The following is a 16,300-nucleotide window of genomic DNA, read 5'->3' as shown; positions in this document are numbered from 1 at the left end:
CCGAGTCCTCAGGGCAAACGGTCCCTCAGTTTCAGCCACGCCTGTAGAGAGGAGTCATCGCGGATGCGCGGTGTCTCCGTAATGCTGCTCAGGACGCTGAGCGCATTCTTGATGTCACGAAACGCGAGCAACTGGTCAAGCGAGAGGTCGCGAAGGTCCATCGACAGAAGTCGTTCGGCCTCATCGAGGGAGAGCCGAATCGCCTTCTGGACCCAGCGCAAGACGATGTCGGGGTCCAGGACGAGGTTTCCTTGCTGCGCACCCAGCTCGCGAATCATCCACACGCGAAGGGCCATCGCGGAAAGCCAGAATGTATTGGTGGGACGTGCGGCGATACGGCCCGCCAACTCTTCGTAGATGTGCAGGGCGATATGAGCCCATGTGAGGTCTCGCTCCTTGCGCGCACGAGTAGCGATGGTGAATGCGAAGACCTCCCAGTTGAAGGGCTCGCCGTCGACCATGGCGCCGACGTCCCGTCCCTCGAGCCACCTGATTACGTCCTGGACGGGCCACGTCAGGACGATGAGGGAGAGGTCACGACGCGTTCCCATGTGGCCTCATCGAGACGTGGACCTGACGATGGACCGTGAGCATCCTGTATCAGGGGAGGTGTTCCCGTAGAGGGAACCAGTCCTCGAGTTCCGGGTGATTCAGCGCCACGCCTGCTTGGGAGAGCGTGGACAGCATGCCGAGCGCGGTCTTGGTGTAGCGGAGCTGGAGGAGTACGTCAGTGGGGAGGGTTCTCCAGTCGGGAGTGGAGATCACCCGCTTCGCCTCGTCGATGGGGATGGTGGCGAGGCTCCGGAACCACGCATAGATGATTTCGGGGTCGAGGACCGGGTCTCCCGTGCGAGCACCCAACTCGCGAATCATCCACGTTCGCAGATGCATCGCCGAGAGCATGAAGGAGTACGCGTCGTCTGATTGCTTCGCGAGGGCATCGTAGATGCCGAGTGCGAGGATGGCCCAATCCAGGCTTCGTTGTTCTCGGGCATTCGAGGCGGCGACGTAGGCGAGGGCATCCCAGTTGAAATCCTCCCCGTCCACGGCCTCGCCAATTGCGAGTCCTTGCATCCATGACCGGACCTGCGAGAGCGGCCACTCCACAACTTCTTGAAGGAGAGAACTCATGGGTCAGGGAAAGACAATGCCGAATTGTGAGAATGCCTGTCGTCCGATTTTCAGGACGGCTTCGCTAACGGACTTCGGAGCCCCTTTCAAATAGTGGCCGCTGCGGGGCGTGATTCGAATGCCGAAACGAACGGAACCGTGAACAGAGAGTTCTGCTTCGCCTGCGGCGAGGACGGGGCGACCGCCACTTGCGACTGCATGGGTGATCTCGACGCTTTGCCAAGTATGCGGAACGATCTGCAACTGTCCCTCTTCTGTGACAACCCACTTGATGCGCTCGGTTTTCGCATAGCGCGCGAAGTCAGGTGAGTCCACCGTAGCGGGCCGGACTCCAAGCTTCCGAGCAATCTCCAGTTCTGCGGCGAGTCTGTCAGGCAACTGGTTCTCAAGCAGCTTTCCAGTGGAACCACCTCTCTGCCCACCATCCCCCGCCCCCCGCGCCACCATCGCCACCGCGTTGGGCACGAGCCCCACGGTGAGCACACCTTCGGCGACGGAGATGGACCGGATGCCTCCCGTCGCCACCGCGGCCAACCGGAACCCCGCGTTGGTCTCCGCCGCCAGCGCCGCCTGGGCGAAGCCCGGCAGCATCGGCCCCTTCGATGCGAGGTTCGCCGCCCCACCTCCCAGCGCCGCCGTCAGCGCCAGGATGATGACGCGCGCCCCATCCGTCCCCATCACCTCTCCGAACCGGTGCCCCGCCTCCTCCACCTCCCCGAGCGACACCGCCCGCTCCGACTCCACCGACAGGCGCTGCCACCCGTTCACGACGTCGAAGAACACCTCCAGCCCCAGGTACGCCACGAAGTACGTCGTCAGCGCGAGCGCCAACACCTTCGTCACCGGCTCCGGCACCACCAACAGGAGCATGTAGGCCGCGAACGCCGACGTCACCATCGCCTGCAACATCAGCGGGTTGGCCATCTCCCCCACCGCCCCCCGCACGCCCTCCCAGACCCCTTCCCACGCGAAGCTGAGCGCCAGGTCCCTCCGCGCCGTCGCGTCGAGCAACCCCAACCCTCCCTCCACGAGCGACAGGCACTCCGCTGAACCCTCCTCGCTCGAACAACTCCCCGCCTCCCAACCCGAGGACGAAGACACGGCCGCGAGCCGCACCCGGGGACGCGCCGTCCGCTCCGCCCTCACGGAGAAGCGAACGTCCAGCACGAGCCGCGTCATCGCGCGACGGAACGCCTCCTCGTCGATGGTGATGGGCGCCGCGCGCGCGGCCGGCCTGTAGACGATGGGGGCTCCCGCTCCCGTGTCGAGCCGCACGAGTCGCGGCGTCGCGCAGCCCGCGACGAGGAACCCCACCAGCACCACACCACTCCAACGCGCAATCATCCGTCCCCCCGGCGTCGGCCCCACGCAGGGGCCAGCCGTCGGGGTTACCACCCGCCTCCGACATTCACGTCCGGGTAATGGACACGCCGCCATCCACCAGCGTCGCCGTGCCCGTCACGAAGGACGCTTCATCCGAGACCAGGAACAGCGCCGCCTTCGCCAGCTCCTCCGGCGTGCCCACCCGCTTCAGCGCATGCAACCCCTGGATGAACCGCTGCTGCTCCAGCGAGTCGTTCACCGTGTGGAACATCGGCGTGTCGACGCCCCCCGGCAGCAGCGCGTTCACCCGGATGCCCTTCGGCCCGTACTCCGCCGCCAACGCCTGCGTCAGGCCCACCAACCCCGCCTTGCTCGCCGAGTACGCCGCCGTCCCCGGGAACGCGAAGCTGTAGCCCACGAACGTCGACGTGAAGAGGATGGACCCCGCCCCCTGCTTCACCATCGGCCCCAGCTGGTGCTTCGCCCCCAGGAACGCCGCCGTCAGGTTCACCGCCACCGTGTCGCTGAAGCCCTGCTCCGACACCTCCGTCGTCGGCCCGCTCGCGCCCATGATGCCCGCGTTGTTGAAAGCGATGTCCAACCGGCCGAAGCGCTCCAGCGCTCGCCCCACCAGCGCCTTCGCGTACGCCTCCGACCGGACATCCCCCGCCAACGCCACCGCCTGGCCCCCCGCCGCCTGGATGTCCGCCACCACCGCGTCCAGCTCCGCCTGCCGCCGCGCCCCCAGGACCACCTTCGCCCCCTCCGCCGCGAACAGCCTCGCCGCCGCCGCCCCGATGCCCGCGCTCGCCCCCGTGATGAGCGCCACCTTCCCGTTCAATCGCTCCATGACCGTCGCTCCCTCGTTCCGAGGTGGCTCGAGCGCCACCGTCGATACACGTAGGAATACGACTCAGCTTTCATGGGAGAAAGGCACGGAAGCTGGTTTGTTCGTTCAGCTTTTGGGAATGATGGAGCCCACCCATGGACCGTCTCCGCGCCTTCGAGGTCTTCGCCTCCGTCGCCCAGAAGGGCAGCTTCACCCGCGCCGCCGAGGCGCTCGACACCTCGGCCGCCAACGTCACCCGCTACGTGCACGAGCTGGAGCGGCACCTGGGCACCCGCCTGCTCCACCGCACCTCGCGCCGTGTCTCGCTGACCGACAGCGGCAAGGCCCTCTACGAGCGCGCCCGCGCCATCCTCGACGAGGTGGCCGAGGCCGAGGCCCTCGCCTCCGCCAGCACGCTCCAGGCCCGAGGACGGCTGCGCCTCAACGCGCCCGTGAGCTTCGGCGTCCTCCACCTCGCGCCCCTCTGGCCGCGCTTCCTCGAGCGCCACCCGGACGTCGAGCTGGAGGTGTCCCTCTCCGACCGCGTCGTGGACCTGGTCGAGGAGGGCTATGACCTGGCCATCCGCATCTCCCGCTCGGGGGCGGGTGGGAACATCGCGCGCCGGCTCTCCGTGTCCCGCAACCTGGTCTGTGCCTCGCCCGACTATCTCGCCCGCCGGGGCGTGCCCCGACACCCGGACGACCTGGCGGACCACGTCTGCATCGCCTACAGCCCGTCCTCCATGGCGGAGGCGTGGCCGCTGACCGACGCCGCGGGCCAGACGCGCGTCGTCCACATGCGCAGCATCATGCAATGCAACAACGGGGACACCGTGCGCGCCGCCGCGCTCGCCGGCCGCGGACTCATCTGGCAGCCCGCCTTCCTCGTCGGTGGGGACCTGCGCGCCGGTCGCCTCGTGCACGTGCTGCCGGACCACGCCCTGCCCGACATCGACATCCTCGCCGTCTACCCGAGCCGCCGGCACCTCACCGCCAAGGTCCGGTTGATGATCGACTTCCTCGCGGAGCACTTCCGGGGCACGCCACCCTGGGAGCGCGACTGAGCACTCCTGACGAGCGACCAGGGGCCCGCGTCACTGGTGGTGGCCTTGGTGCGCGCCGTCGTCGCTCCGACATTGAACTCCGGACGTCTCGACCCGGAGCGCGACATGGACAACGACAACCGCAGGAACGGCCCCTCGAAGGGTGGGAAGAACCCCGGCCACAAGCCGACCTTCGCCAAGGACCGCGTGGAGCGGGGACTCGAGGCGGATGACACCCTGCCCCTCTACTCCGCCGACTCCATCCGCAGCACCCGTGAGCAGAAGTTCTCGCTCGACAGCGACGGCCCCGCGGGCGGCGACATCCCCGACATCCGCAGCCCCATCGACGAGGCGGACGAGCTGGAGCGCGAGCGCCAGGGCCGCGAGCGCTCCCTGGAGCGGCAGGTCGAGGAAGAGGACTGAGCCGCCTCCCGACCTCCTCGCGGGGAGCCAGGCGCTGAGCGCGGCGGACGGCTGGACCGTCGCGCATCACGCGTGAGCGGACACCCCGAGCGAGGTGTCCGTCACCTCCACGGCCCGACGGGACAGGGGTGCCCGCGCGGGCCCGCGGATGCTACGGCGCTCCCGCGGACGGGGGCTGCGGCGCGCCCGGGGCCGTGGTGTCCGGCTCCACCGGCGTCAGCTTCCCCAGCTCCAGCGGGCTCACCTGCTCCTGGATGAGCAGCGGATCCCCCACGAGGATGACCTGCATCCTCGCCGGGTCCAGGTACTGCTCCGCCGAGCGCTGGACCTCCTCCGCGGTGGCGGTGCGCAGCCCCTCCACGGTGCGGTTGAACTCGTCCATGGGGCGGCGCTTGAAGTACAGCCGCGCCGCGCTGGAGCCCAGGCCCTCCACGGACTCGAAGGCGCCGGGGAACGCGCGGATGAGGCCCTCACGCGCCGCCGCCAGCTCCTTCTCCGTGATGGGCTTCGACTTCAACCCGGACAGCTCCTTCATCATCTCCGTGAGCGCCGGGCCCGTGACGTCCGCGCGCACGGACGTCACCGCGGACAGCGGGCCCACGCCCAGCCGAGGGTCCACGCCCGCGCCCGCGCCGTAGCTGTAGCCCTTGTCCTCGCGCAGGTTCATGTTGAGCCGGCTGCCGAAGAAGCCACCGAACACCGTCGTCGCCAGCTCCAGCGAGTACTCGTCCGGGTTGCCCGCCGCGATGGCCGGCCGCCCCAGCATCATCACCGTCTGGTCCAGGCCGGGCTTGGGCACCACGCGCACCAGCTCGCGCGCGGGCGTGGGCGGCGCGGGCGGGACGGGCGGCACCGCCACCGGCGCCTTCCACGCGCCGAAGTGCTTCTTCGCCAGCTCCACGCCCTCGTCGAGCGTGATGTCCCCCGTGAGGATGATGGCCGCGGCGGCCGGGCCCACGTGCTTCTTGTAGAAGCCCTGCACGTCCTCCAGCGTGAAGGCCTGCACCGCGTCCGGCATGCCCGGCGACGAGTGCCCGTACGGGTGCGTCTCCCCGAACACCGACGAGAGGAAGACGATCTGCCCCAGCGTGCTCGGGGAGCCCAGCCGGCGCACCAGGTCCGCCAGCTGCTGCTTCTTGCGCCGCTCGAAGGCCTTGGGCTGGAACGTGGGCCGCAGCGCCACGTCCGAGAGCAGCGCCAGCGCCGCGTCCGCGTTGCGCGTCAGCACCCGCGCGCCCACCTGTGCGCCGTCCGCGGAGACCTCCAGCGCGGGGGACACGCCCAGGTCCGCGAAGGCGTTGTCCAGCGCCACCGTGTCGTGCGTGCCCGCGCCCTCCAGCAGCATGCGGTACGTCAGGTCCGCCAGGCCCGGCTTGCCCACCGGGTCCTGCGCGCTGCCGGAGGCGAAGGCCACGCCCGCGAACACCAGCGGCAATTCCTTGCGCGTGCTCACCAGCACGGTGAGGCCGTTGTCCAGCGTCGCCTTCTGGAAGGTGGGCAGCACCAGCTCCGGGGGCTTGCCCGGCTGGGGCGGCGTGGCGCGGAAGGCCTCCGGGTCCGCGGGCGGCGTCGGCGTGGCCGGGCCCTGCGTGGGGGGCGCCTCCGGCTCGGCCGGCGCGGGCTTGGGGTGGCTGGCGCACGCGGCCAGCGACAGGGTGGCGAGGGCGGTGACGAGGCGGCGCATCAGCGGCGCTCCTTCTTCTCGGTGGGGGCCTGCTTCCGGGCGGGCGGCACGGCGTGGAGGATGACGCGCGCGTCGGGGCGCAGCGTGTCGCGGGTGAACTGCTTCACGGCTTCCGGCGTCACCGTCTCGTAGCGCGCCAGGTCCTGCGCCACGTAGCTGGGCTCGCCCACGAAGTGGTTGTAGTTCTGCAGCACGTCCGCCTTGCCGCCGAAGCCGCCGATGGACTGCAGCCCCGCCAGCGTGCGCGTGTCGTAGCGGGTGCGGGCGCGTTGGATCTCCTCGGGGGTCACGCCGTTCTTGCGCACCTCGTCCAGCGCCGCGTCCACGTCCTTGAGCAGCGCGTCCGTGGACACGCCGGGCCGGGCCACGACCTCGATGGAGAAGACGGACTGCGCGCCCTGGCTCTGCTGGTACACGTTCACGCTCTGCGCCGTCTGCTTCTCCAGCACCAGCTTGCGGTACAGGCGGCTGGCCTTGCCGGTGCCCAGCGCCGTGGCCAGCACGTCCGCCGTGGCGTCGCCGTCCTCGAAGTACGCGGGCGTCAGCCATTGGAGCGTGAGCATGGGCAGCGTGGCCACGCGCTCCTCGTGACGGATGACGACGGGCTTCTCCACCTTCACCGGCGCCACCTGCGGCTTCGCCGGCTTGGGGTGGCTGGGCAGCGAACCGAAGTACTTCTCGATGAGCGCCTTCGTCTTCGCCACGTCGAAGTCACCCACCACCGCGAGCGTGGCGTTGGAGGGCGCGTACCACTCGCGGAAGAAGTTCTTCACGTCGTCCACCGTGGCCGCGTCCAGGTCCGCCATCGAGCCGATGACGTCGCCGTGGTACGGGTGCGGCAGCGGGAACAGCGCGTGCCACGCCTTCTCGCGGGCCTGGCCGTACGGCGCCGTCTCGATGGACTGGCGGCGCTCGTTCTTCACGACCTCCTTCTGCGTGGCCAGCTTCTCCGGCGTGAGCGCGTCCAGCAGGAAGCCCATCCGGTCGCTCTCCAGCCAGAGCGCCGTCTCCAGGTGGTTGGTGGGCACCGTCTCGAAGTAGTTGGTGCGGTCGAAGCTGGTGGTGCCGTTGAGGTCGGTGGCGCCCAGCTGCTCCAGCATGGAGATGTGCACGTCGTCCGCCACGTTGCGCGAGCCCTGGAACATCATGTGCTCGAACAGGTGCGCGAAGCCGGTGCGGCCCGGCTGCTCGTTGTACGCGCCCACGTGGTACCAGACGTTGACGGCGACGATGGGCAGCTTGCGGTCGACGGAGAGGATGACCTCCAGACCGTTGGGCAGCGTGTACTTCTCGTAGGGGATGGCGAGCGCCTCGCGCCCGGGCTCCAGCGGCTTCGCCTCCTGAGCGGATTCGGCGAGCGCGGGGAGCCCGAAGGTGACGAGGGCTGCGGCGACGAGGGCCTTCATGCGGGACAAGGTTCCTCCGGGGCTTCCGTGCCAGGGGCGCATCCCCGGCGAATAGCACGCGTGCCCCAGCACGTGGGCAGGGAATGACGAACGGAATGGCCGGGGGCCGACAAGTGTCACCAACCGTCCGGCCCCGGTGATGGCTGACCCGCCCACGACACCGTCGCGCGAGGAGGGGTCCTCCGTGCGACACTGCGCCCATGGCTTCCCAGGTCTTCGTGGGCGGGGCTCCCGTCTGCGCCATCCATCCCGAGCGCGAGGCGAACGCCACCTGTCAACGCTGTGGCAATTTCACCTGTCTGGAATGTGCCCACCGGGTACAGGACCAGGTGTATTGCGCCGCCTGCGCCTCCCGGCCGGACGTGAACTACCTGGAGGAGTTCAAGCTGCGCGTCTGGGGCCGGCGCGACGCGAACGCGTGGGCGGTGGCCTTCGGGACGGCGGTGATGTTGCTCGCCACCTTCGCGGCGCTCGTCTACCAGGACTGGTCGCTGGCCGCGCTGCTGGCCATGGCCACCGGCGTGGGCGTGGCCTTCTTCCTGGGCGTGGGCTGGGCGCGCCCCGCGCTGGTCGTCACCCCCGTCGTCCTGGGCGCCTTCGGCATGCTGCGCGTGGGCGCGGGCGCGGTGGTGGCGGGCTTCCTCCTCTTCGTCGTCGCCCTGCAAGTCCACCTCGACACGCGCACGCGGCTGTTCTTCCGCGTGCAGGTGCCCCGGACCGAGCTGAAGCGGCTGTGGGAGCTGCGCGTCAACAACCCCGTGGCCCGCCATGCCCTGACCTTGGGCATCGGCGCGTTCTTCCTGCCGCTCCTCGCGCCGCTGGCCATCGTGCTGGGCGTGGTGGGCCTGCGCCGGGTGGACCCGAACGCGCGGCCTCCCATCGGGCGCAAGGAGCATGCGCTGGGCGGCATCGTGCTGGGGGTGCTGGCGCTGGCCGCGTGGCTCTTCCTGTTCCTGCCGCGCATCGCCGCGCTCCTCGAGGCCGTCATCCGCCCCATCGACGGGTGACGGGCTGAGGCGTGGCCCGGCTCCTGGCTCGCCGCCCCGGCGCGCGGGGGGCGCCGGGTGCCGTCCCCTCTCGGGGTGTCCAGCCTGAAGAGGAGAGTGGCAGCGACGTGGAAGGAGGGCCACGAGACATGGCGAACGAACGCGAGGGGCAGGAGCAGGCGCAGGAGCGTGCGGGCACCGGGTCCGACGAGCTGCGGGCGAAGCGCAGCGAGTCCCGGTCGGCTCGGACGTACACGTTCTTCCTGAGGGACCTGCAGGGCCGCGCGGGCATCGACCGGGGGCTGGCCGAGCGCGCCGCGGAGTCGGTGCTCTGCACCCTGGAGCAGCGCCTCATCGGCACGGAGGTGGAGCACCTGGAGGCGCAGCTGCCGCGCAAGGTGAGGGACTTGCTGCGACGGTGCCCGCGCCACGAGGGGCTGCCGCCGCACAAGTTCAAGATGCTGGAGTTCATCCAGATGGTGGCGGACGACCTGGACACCACGCCCAACGAGGCGGAGCGCCTCACCCGCGCGGTGTTCCTCACCGTGCGCGAGCACATCTCGGAGGGCGAGGCCGACGACGTCATGGGCCAGCTCCCCGGCGACCTGCGCTCGCTCTGGGTACCGTCGGCCTGAAGCTGCGCGCACCCCCGGGAGGCACGGGCACGGCGTCTAGCCGTCGGTGTCGAGGAAGGCGGCGGCCAGCCGGCGCACGTCCTCGGCCTCGTCGTTGGAGGCCACGTCGCGCAGCGTGGACCGCGCGGCGTCCTCCAGGCCCACCAGCGGCCCGAGCATCCGCACCAGCGCGGCGCGCACGCGCGCGTCGGGCTCCGTGCGCAGGGCCGCGGTGACCGCGCCCAGGTGGGGCCTCGCCGCGCGCGAGGCCATGGCCCGGGCGGTGGCCATGCGCACGCCCGGGGCGACGTCGTCGTGCAGCGCGCGGTTGAGCAACGTGGCCGCCTCCGCGACCCGCATGGCCCGCAGCGCCTCCACGGCGCCCTCTCGTACCTCCTCGTCAGAGTGGGAGAGCGCCGCGCGCGCGAAGGGCAGGGCGTGGGGAGAGCCTCCGAGCTCCACCGCGCGCAGGCACGTCCGGACCTCCCGGGGGTGGCGCGCGCAGTACGACAGGAGCGTGTCGAGCAGCGCCTGGCTCCGTCCGGGCGCGCGCCGCGCCAGCCTCCTCACCGTCGCCCCGAGCGCGAGCGTCAGCTCCCGGCCCGACTCGGGGGGCAGGTCCGGGTGGATCCGCGTGAGCGCGCGGATCAACTCCGGCGAGGGTTGATCCACCGTGCCCGCCACCGTCACCGCCCACCCGCGTGGGGCAGCTCGCGCGCGGGCCTCGCCCACCAGCCGGGTCAGCGCCGCCTGGGCCTCCGGCGTCCCCGCGCTCCCCAGCGCCTCCAGCACCGCGAGCGAGTCCTCGGGAGCGCCCCGGGGGCGCGACACCTGCCTCGCCACGGCCCGGGTCTGCGCGGGGTGGAGCCGCAGCAGGGCGGCCAGCCGCTCGCGGATCCGCACCCGCTCCTCCACGCCCCGGCTCGAGGCCAGCGCCGCCAGCAGCGAGGGGGCGTTCGCGTCGCCCACGAGCCGCCGGTCCCGCTGCTCGGCGGGCTCGCGCGGGGACGGGTCCTCGTCCGGTGAGGACAGGTCCTCGGTCCTCAGCCCGGGGAGCGAGGCGTGGAACTCCCCCAGGCCACCGGGAGGGCGCTGCTCCACGTCGAGGCTGGTGAGGGCCACCCGCGTCTCCGCGCGCACGTGGGGCAGGCCGGCGCCGCCCGTCTCCACCACGTCCGAGCCCGTCACGTCGCGCACCAGCCCGTCCCGGTACAGGGTGAAGTCCAGGTGCCCCCGCAGCCGGGGGAGGTCGATGCCGGGGCTCCAGGGGCCGGCGGGCATCCACGGCGGCGTCTCCAGGCGCAGGTAGCGCCGCTTCGTCTTCACGTAGCTGTTGACGCTGCCGCCCACCCGGTACTCCGACTCGTAGTCCCCGGTGGTGTCCGTCTCCTCCGTGCTCCACTGCCCGTCCGGCTCCGCGACGAACTGGGTGGCGGCCAGCAGCGCGCGCGTCAGCCGCCGCGCCCGGGCGTCCTGCGCGGCGTCGAAGTGCACCGCCAGCACCCGGCCCCACGCGTCCTGCGCCACGTAGAAGGCGCGCGTGAACATGACCTGGAAGCCGCGCAGCAGCGCCGGGTCGTCGAGCGCGTGCGAGGCGAGCGTGACGCGGGTGGGGAGGATGCGCCCCTCGAAGAGGTGCTGCCCGCCCTCGGCGCCCAGGTACGTCAGCGCCAGCTCTCCACCCCACCCCACGTGACGCCAGCGCCGCCCCGCCTCGGCGCCGGAGAGCTGCTCGGCGGTCCGGGTGTCCAGGTCGAACGTGTAGTGGTGCCGGCGTCCCGGCGTCAGCACCCGCTCGCGACCCCGCACCCCCGGCTCGACCTCCTCCGGGAGCGGCGGCGGTGGCCACGGGTTCGGAGTCCGGGAGACCCCGGGCTCGCGGCGGGGAGGCGGAGGGTGCCCCGGGCTCCGCCCCACCAGCACCCACAAGCTCGCGGCCGCCACCACGGCGAGGAGCAGCGGCAGGCTCGGGTGGCGAGGGCTCACGGCACCGGGGATACGGGCGCGCCCCCCATTCCTGGTCGTGGAGTACCCACGCGCCAGGTCCTACAGGACAAGAACTGTCGGAAAACCCTCAGTGGCCGCCGAGCCGCAGCTCCAGCTCCGCCAGCTCCCGCTTCACGGTGGGGTCGGAGTCGCGCAGGCCCTCCACCTTGCGCACCGCGGAGATGACGGTGGAGTGGTCCTTGCTGAAGCGCGAGGCGATTTCAGGGAAGGAGCTCTTGGTGAGCTTGCGGCTCAGGTACATGGCCACCTGGCGCGCGTGGGCCAGGGCCTTGTGGCGGCGGTCCTCCTTCAGCGACTCCACCGTCACCTTGTAGAAGCGGGCCACCTCGCGCTGGATGGCCTCCACGTCCACCACGTGCTGGGCGGGGAGGATGTCGCGCAGCACCTCCGCGGCGAACTCCTCCGTCACCGGCTGGCGCGTCAGGCTGTGCACCGCCGACAGCTTCACCAGGGCGCCCTCCAGCTCACGGACGTTCTTCTGGATGTGCTTGGCGATGAAGTGCGCCACCCCGTCCGGCAGGTCCAGGTTCTCCGACAGCGCCTTCTTCTGGAGGATGGCCACCCGCGTCTCGTACGTGGGCTCGCGGATGTCCGTCATCAGGCCCATGGTGAAGCGGCTGCGCAGCCGGTCCTCCAGGCCTGGAATCTCCGCCGGCACCGTGTCGCTGGTGAGCACGATGGCCTTGTTCATCTCGTAGAGCGTGTTGAAGGTGTAGAAGAACTCCTTCTGCGTCTCCTCGCGCTTGCCCAGGAACTGGATGTCGTCGATGAGGAGCACGTCGCATTCCTCGCGGAACTTGCGACGGAAGTCCGTCATGCGGTGCTCGCGCACGCTCTCCACGTACTCGTTGGTGAACTGCTCGCTGGACAGGTAGACGACGCGCTGGCTGGGGTCCTTCTCCCAGATGTGGTTGCCCACCGCCTGGAGCAGGTGCGTCTTGCCCAGGCCCGTGCCGCCGTAGATGTAGAGCGGGTTGTAGTGACGCCCCGGCTTGTCGGCCACCGCCTGGGCCGCCGCCGCGGGGAGCTGGTTGCTGTCCGCCACCACGAAGGTGCTGAAGGTGAACCGGGCGTTGAGCCGGGCCGGACGCCCCACGCTGGCCTTCACCGTGGGTGTGGGAGGGAACTGGGGGTCCGGGACGAGCCCCTCGACGACCTCGTACGTCACGGAGGCCAGCCCGTCACCCAACCGGGCGAGGTGTCCCTCCAGCAATCCACGGTAGTGGTCGTCCACCCAGTCGCGGAAGAAGCGATCCGGAACACCCAGCACCAGGGCCCCCTCGCGGATCTCCAACGCGCGCACGCGGTCCAACCACTGGAGCGCGTACTGGCGGCCTTCCTGGCGGATGGCGTCGAGCATCCGACTCCAGAGAATTCCAGCACTTGGAAGCGGGGATGCGGCGTGGGCGAGGGCGTTCACGTGTGTCTCAACCGTGCAAAAGCGGGGGATCAGCGAGCGTCCGGCCGTGCTAACAGAGGGTTTTGGGTGGATCAAGGTTACGACCCAAACCCGCGTGGTAGCAGCGGCTTTCGGGGCTCCGGCTGATCCACCCGGCGACGTCGTCCGGGCACGGTTGTGGGAGCACCTTTGCCTCCCCCCAACGGCTGGTGGCCGGCCCGGGAGGATTGACTGACAGTACGGAATGCAAAGCGCTGGACTTCGCGGCGCGAACACGGAAGGGTGATCCTCCGTTGACTTGTCCGGGAAATGGGGTTACGGACCCCGCCCTTTCCCTAGTTCTGGTCGCGCCGAAGCCGTAGGAGGCGCCGCCTCATCATCAAGGAGTTTCAGCCGTGTCCAAGCGCACGTACCAGCCGTCGAAGCTGCGCCGCAACCGTACCCACGGGTTCCGCAAGCGGAACGGAACCAAGTCCGGCCGGGATGTCCTCAAGCGCCGCCGCGCCAAGGGCCGTAAGCGGTTGGTCGTGTCCGCCGCGAAGAAGTAAGCGAGCGCGCGTGTGAAGGCCGAGGGTGCGACGCCGGGTCCCCAGGACCCGGCAGACCAGCGCTTCCCCAAGGCCCTGCGCCTGCTCGGCAGGCGTGAGTTCCTCGAGGTCCAGGAAGGCGGGCAGAAGATTCCCTCCGACTGTCTCCTGGCCCTCTACAAGCGCAATGGCCGCACGTACTCCCGTGTTGGTCTCACCGTGTCGAGCAAGGTGGGAAACGCGGTGGTCCGCGCGCGCCTCAGACGCGTGTTGCGCGAGCTGTTCCGGAAGCGCCGCACGCAATGGCCCCAGGGCCTGGACGTGGTGTTGGTGGCGCGTTCGTCCGCGAAGGACGCTTCCTTCCCGGTGGTCGCGCGCGCCTTCGACGGTGTCACTCGCAAGCTGCAGCGGCTCCCGCCGGCCGCCGAGTCGAAGCCGAAGGAGCCTCCGCGATGAGCCCGCTCGCCTTCGTCATCTCGCTGCCCATCCGGTTCTACCGGAAGTGCATCGGCCCTTTCCTCCCCAAGGTGTGCCGCTTTCATCCCTCGTGCTCCACCTACGCCATGGAGGCGCTGGAAAAGCACGGCGGTTTCAAGGGTTCCTGGCTCACCCTCTGGCGGCTCATGCGCTGCCAGCCCTTCCACCCGGGTGGCTTCGACCCGGTGCCGTGACGGGGCTTCCACCTCTTGCCGCACCCTCCCCCGCGCGGGAGGGAACTCTATGAACGATCCGCTCTCGCCCCAGTCGAACGACTCCCAGAAGCGGCTGCTGGTCGCCCTGCTGCTGTCCTTCGCCCTCACCGCCGGCTACTCGCTGTTCTTCGCCCCCAAGCCTCCCCCTCCGGGTGAGGCGGGCGCGGACGCGGGCGTGGCCGCCCAGGCCACGAACGACGCGGGCACCGCCGCCCAGGCCGCCCTGCCGCCGCCCAGTGAGGCCCCGCCCTCCGCCGGCACGCCCTCCGAGGAGGCGCCCGCGCCGCCCGAGCGCCAGGTGCAGCTCACCCGCAAGGAGTCCGTGTACCACTTCAGCTCCACGGGCGCGGGCCTGACGTCGGCGGAGCTGCAGGGCGTGAAGATGCGCGAGCAGCACTCGCTCACGCTGGCCCAGGGCTTCCAGCAGCTCTTCGGCAAGGAGATTCCCCCCGCGCCGCAGATGAACCTGGCGCGCCCGGTGCCGGGGCTGCCGCTGCCGCTGTCGGTCACCATCGAGGGCCCGAGCCCCCTGCCGGGCAACGTGCCCTACGCGGTGGCGGAGGACACCGGCGGCGACGCGGAGGCCCTCACCTTCACCGGCCGCCGCGGCCCGTGGGAGGTGGTGAAGAAGCTCCAGTGGCCCAAGGAGGGCTTCGAGCTCGTCTACACCATCCAGGTGAAGAACACGTCCGCCCAGGCGCAGAACGGCGAGCTGCAGGTGCACTACAGCCGCGCCATCGACCCGAACTTCGAGCACGCGCCGTCCTTCTTCGGCGGCGTGGGCAACCTGAGCCGCTCCGCGTGCTTCGTGGACGAGAAGCTCCACAACATGAACCCGGGCGACGACAAGCCCGAGGACACGAAGGGGCAGATCCACTACTTCGGCATCAACCAGCAGTACTTCCTCTCCGCGCTCTACCCGCTGGAGGGCCCGCGCGCCGGCCACTGCATCCTCGAGGCGACGCCCACCGCGCGCCAGGTGACGGCGGCCTTCCCGCTCAGCGTGGCCCCCGGTGAGACGGTGACGCTGCGGCTGGGCGGCTACCTGGGCCCCAAGGACCCGGACCTGATGTCCGTGGTGCCCGGCCCCGCGCTGCGCGAGACGGCCGGCCTGGGCGCCGCGGGCTCGTTCCACCCGGAGCTGGAGAAGACCGTCGACTTCGGCATCTGGGCGGTCATCTGCAAGATCCTCCTGGCCATCATGAAGTTCTTCCACGGCCTGACGGGCAACTGGGGCGTGGCCATCATCCTGCTCACCGTGGTGGTGAAGCTGGTGCTGCTGCCGCTCACCTACCGCTCCATGGTCAGCATGGAAGAGGTGAAGAAGCTCCAGCCGCGCATGGAGGAGATCCGCAAGAAGCACGCGGACAACCGCGAGCAGCAGAACCTGGAGATCATGAAGCTGTACCAGGAGGCCAAGGTGAACCCGCTGGGCGGGTGCCTCCCGCTGCTCGTCCAGATGCCGGTGTGGATCGCCCTGTTCACGGCGCTGCGCAACAGCTTCGACCTGTACGGTGAGCCCTTCTTCGGCCCCATCTGGCGGGACCTGACCTACAAGGACCCCACGTACCTGCTGCCGCTGGCGCTGGGCGTGTCGATGATCATCACCCAGAAGATGCAGCCGCAGATGATGGACGCGACGCAGGCGAAGGTGATGACCTGGTTCGTGCCCGGCATCTTCACCCTGACGCTGCTCCAGTACCCGGCCGGCCTGTCGCTCTACATCTTCACCAACAACGTCCTCTCCATCGCCCAGCAGTACGGGCTGAGGAAGTGGCTGGACCGCAACAAGCCGCAGACGGGGAGCGGGACCCCCGTGGCGGCCGGAGCGGGAGGAAAACGCAAGTGAGCGAGCAGCCGCAGACCCAGCCGGGGGCCCCGGCGAGCGCGGCGGCGGACTTCCGCCCGCGCGTGGAGAAGCTCCTCGGGGACATCCTCGGGCTGATGGGCTTCCCCGCCCGGCTGGATCTGCAGGACGCGGCGGACGGCAGCCTGTCCGTCGCGCTGCAGTTCGAGGCGGGCCTGCCTCCCGGCGTGGAGCAGGGCCGCCGGGGGCAGGTGCTGGACTCGCTCCAGTTCCTGCTCAACAAGATGCTCCACCGCCCCGGCGTGGAGCGGCGGTGGGTGATGCTGGGCGCGGGCGCGCACCCGGAGCCCCGGCCCCGCCGCGAGCCGCAGGCCCCCGCCGCGCAGCCGCAGGCCCCCGCCGCGCAGCCGCAGCAGCAGGCCCAGCCCC

Annotated in this window: 16 protein-coding genes and 1 pseudogene; 9 read left to right on the top strand and 8 right to left on the bottom strand. The window is 70.5% G+C overall.

The genetic code is table 11. From position 1 onward, the window contains the following. Nucleotides 1–8: 8 nt before the first annotated feature. The 4 genes from LZ198_RS39340 to LZ198_RS39325 all read right to left on the bottom strand — a co-directional run bounded on the left by LZ198_RS39340 (nt 9) and on the right by LZ198_RS39325 (nt 3,304). On the bottom strand, nt 9–551 hold the full coding sequence (locus tag LZ198_RS39340; RefSeq protein WP_253977306.1) for a hypothetical protein: 543 nt from the start codon (nt 549–551) through the stop codon (nt 9–11). Between the two features lie 49 nt (nt 552–600). Beyond that, complete coding sequence (locus LZ198_RS39335) at nt 601–1,074, bottom strand: hypothetical protein (protein ID WP_253977305.1); 474 nt, start codon at nt 1,072–1,074, stop codon at nt 601–603. A 60-nt stretch (nt 1,075–1,134) separates the two neighbouring features. Next, the gene (sitA5, locus tag LZ198_RS39330) at nt 1,135–2,475 is read right to left on the bottom strand and encodes a SitA5 family polymorphic toxin (protein ID WP_253977304.1); all 1,341 of its coding nucleotides are present in this window, start codon (nt 2,473–2,475) and stop codon (nt 1,135–1,137) included. Nucleotides 2,476–2,539: 64 nt separating this feature from the next. Beyond that, the gene (locus LZ198_RS39325) at nt 2,540–3,304 is read right to left on the bottom strand and encodes an SDR family oxidoreductase (RefSeq protein ID WP_253977303.1); all 765 of its coding nucleotides are present in this window, start codon (nt 3,302–3,304) and stop codon (nt 2,540–2,542) included. Nucleotides 3,305–3,438: 134 nt separating this feature from the next. On the opposite strand from LZ198_RS39325, the gene LZ198_RS39320 reads away from it, so the two are divergent. Both LZ198_RS39320 and LZ198_RS39315 read left to right on the top strand, forming a co-directional pair. Beyond that, nucleotides 3,439–4,347 (top strand): LysR family transcriptional regulator, encoded by a 909-nt coding sequence (locus tag LZ198_RS39320; RefSeq protein ID WP_253977302.1) that lies wholly within the window; start codon nt 3,439–3,441, stop codon nt 4,345–4,347. 105 nt (nt 4,348–4,452) lie between these two features. Next, nucleotides 4,453–4,749 carry a hypothetical protein gene (locus LZ198_RS39315; protein ID WP_253977301.1) on the top strand — a complete coding sequence of 99 codons (297 nt, stop codon included), beginning with the start codon at nt 4,453–4,455 and terminating at the stop codon, nt 4,747–4,749. Nucleotides 4,750–4,900: 151 nt separating this feature from the next. On the opposite strand, the gene LZ198_RS39310 is transcribed toward LZ198_RS39315, so the two are convergent. Both LZ198_RS39310 and LZ198_RS39305 read right to left on the bottom strand, forming a co-directional pair. Beyond that, nucleotides 4,901–6,433, bottom strand: a complete 1,533-nt coding sequence (locus tag LZ198_RS39310) for a M16 family metallopeptidase (RefSeq protein ID WP_253977300.1) — start codon at nt 6,431–6,433, stop codon at nt 4,901–4,903. Next, complete coding sequence (locus LZ198_RS39305; RefSeq protein ID WP_253977299.1) at nt 6,433–7,839, bottom strand: M16 family metallopeptidase; 1,407 nt, start codon at nt 7,837–7,839, stop codon at nt 6,433–6,435. The genes LZ198_RS39310 and LZ198_RS39305 overlap by 1 nt, the downstream gene beginning before the upstream one ends. 200 nt (nt 7,840–8,039) lie before the next feature. On the opposite strand from LZ198_RS39305, the gene LZ198_RS39300 reads away from it, so the two are divergent. Continuing rightward, nucleotides 8,040–8,846 (top strand): B-box zinc finger protein, encoded by an 807-nt coding sequence (locus LZ198_RS39300; protein ID WP_253977298.1) that lies wholly within the window; start codon nt 8,040–8,042, stop codon nt 8,844–8,846. 128 nt (nt 8,847–8,974) lie between these two features. After that, on the top strand, nt 8,975–9,460 hold the full coding sequence (locus LZ198_RS39295; RefSeq protein WP_253977297.1) for a DUF2267 domain-containing protein: 486 nt from the start codon (nt 8,975–8,977) through the stop codon (nt 9,458–9,460). A gap of 36 nt (nt 9,461–9,496) precedes the next feature. On the opposite strand, the gene LZ198_RS43560 is transcribed toward LZ198_RS39295, so the two are convergent. Further along, entirely contained in the window at nt 9,497–11,425 is a 1,929-nt protein-coding gene (locus tag LZ198_RS43560) for a HEAT repeat domain-containing protein (RefSeq protein WP_323383348.1), read from the bottom strand. An 88-nt stretch (nt 11,426–11,513) separates the two neighbouring features. Then, a complete protein-coding gene (gene dnaA / locus LZ198_RS39280) occupies nt 11,514–12,866 on the bottom strand; it encodes a chromosomal replication initiator protein DnaA (protein WP_253977296.1) in 1,353 nt (450 codons plus the stop codon). Between the two features lie 374 nt (nt 12,867–13,240). On the opposite strand from dnaA, the gene rpmH reads away from it, so the two are divergent. The 5 genes and pseudogenes from rpmH to LZ198_RS39255 form a co-directional block, all read left to right on the top strand. Beyond that, nucleotides 13,241–13,393: a 50S ribosomal protein L34 gene (gene rpmH, locus LZ198_RS39275; protein WP_015353655.1), complete on the top strand. Its 153-nt coding sequence runs from the start codon at nt 13,241–13,243 to the stop codon at nt 13,391–13,393. A gap of 12 nt (nt 13,394–13,405) precedes the next feature. Continuing rightward, entirely contained in the window at nt 13,406–13,828 is a 423-nt protein-coding gene (gene rnpA / locus LZ198_RS39270; protein WP_253977295.1) for a ribonuclease P protein component, read from the top strand. After that, the gene (gene yidD / locus LZ198_RS39265; protein ID WP_253977294.1) at nt 13,825–14,043 is read left to right on the top strand and encodes a membrane protein insertion efficiency factor YidD; all 219 of its coding nucleotides are present in this window, start codon (nt 13,825–13,827) and stop codon (nt 14,041–14,043) included. Before rnpA ends, yidD begins: the two co-directional genes overlap by 4 nt. A 49-nt stretch (nt 14,044–14,092) precedes the next feature. After that, a complete protein-coding gene (gene yidC / locus LZ198_RS39260) occupies nt 14,093–15,913 on the top strand; it encodes a membrane protein insertase YidC (RefSeq protein WP_253977293.1) in 1,821 nt (606 codons plus the stop codon). After that, nucleotides 15,910–16,300, top strand: a pseudogene (locus LZ198_RS39255) (hypothetical protein); the annotation flags it as partial. The gene yidC and the pseudogene LZ198_RS39255, both read left to right, overlap by 4 nt.

Origin of the sequence: Myxococcus dinghuensis, from assembly GCF_024198235.1 — a bacterium.
In the GTDB taxonomy this organism is placed as follows: Bacteria; Myxococcota; Myxococcia; order Myxococcales; family Myxococcaceae; genus Myxococcus; species Myxococcus dinghuensis.
This window is presented reverse-complemented; position numbering and strand designations above follow the sequence as displayed.